The 867-nt window shown below is 35.5% G+C and carries 2 protein-coding genes; both read right to left on the reverse strand.

The annotated features are described in order from the left end of the window. The coding region (locus tag AN214_RS21755; RefSeq protein WP_200911160.1) for a hypothetical protein at positions 1-257 on the reverse strand (257 nt) is incomplete at its 3' end. Positions 258-396: 139 nt separating this feature from the next. Then, entirely contained in the window at positions 397-738 is a 342-nt protein-coding gene (locus AN214_RS21760) for a hypothetical protein (protein ID WP_054981616.1), read from the reverse strand. Positions 739-867: the final 129 nt, after the last annotated feature.

An 867-nucleotide genomic window follows, 5' to 3' on the forward strand; every position in this document is an offset into this window, starting at 1 on the left:
AAATCACCGTCAAATTGTTCACCGGTATAAAGGTAATTATTGTCCGTTGTGCCTGTTTGGTTTTGTAATTCACCAAAGGCTAAATAATCATAACTATCACTTTGTTCACCACTGTCATCACTTAAGCTTCTCGTTGAGCCAAGGCCGTCATAGTGGAAGGTGTTAGTTACTTGGTTTGAGTCGGTTTGACTGATTAAGTCATCACCGTAAAGGTAGGTTTTTAATCGACTGCCAAGGCTATCGGTTTCTGCAATCACTTGTGCATAAGCTTGTGTGTTGTCGATTAGGTAGTGTGTTGTCTAGCCAAAACGTAAAAACACCCAAACTAAATCAAATTAGAGTGGGTGTCCTCAATAATTTTCTAATTAAGGTGGGTGGTCTTTATATTTTTTGTTCTCAATAGGTAAACTCAAAGACAACTGCATTGTTCATTGTCTTACTTTTAACCATAACTGGAGGATTAATAGTCAAAAAAGTCTGGAGCTCAATAATTTTTGGATAGAAAATAAGTGTTTTAAAAACATAGTAAGCAGAATAAATCGACTGAATAACCTTAAATATAAAGCTTTTGCTTTTTGTATAAAATAATTCAGCCTCCAACAACCTTGAAGAAAAGTGCTTAAAAATTAGCGCTTGCTTGACGTTAAGTTTGACTTTCACACAGGAATTTTTAACTTTCATTACTTTCAGTGCTTCTGTACTCAGTTCTTTATATTCAAGGAAATCTAAACTATTCATCTTCAACTCTAAAAATTCTGCAAATCATATAAAGTACAAAGGCCCTTGAGCGACAAGCATTTCTCCCGAAGCCCTCTGGTAGCTGTTCACACACTTTAATCGCATTAGTTAGTAAAGAACCACACCCTT

The organism is Pseudoalteromonas sp. P1-9 (assembly GCF_001399975.1).
Taxonomy (GTDB): Bacteria; Pseudomonadota; Gammaproteobacteria; order Enterobacterales; family Alteromonadaceae; genus Pseudoalteromonas.

What these genes read in the sequence shown, in the direction of transcription:
- AN214_RS21760 (WP_054981616.1), bottom strand. Translation starts at nt 738, where the DNA reads ATGAATAGTTTAGATTTCCTTGAATATAAAGAACTGAGTACAGAAGCA.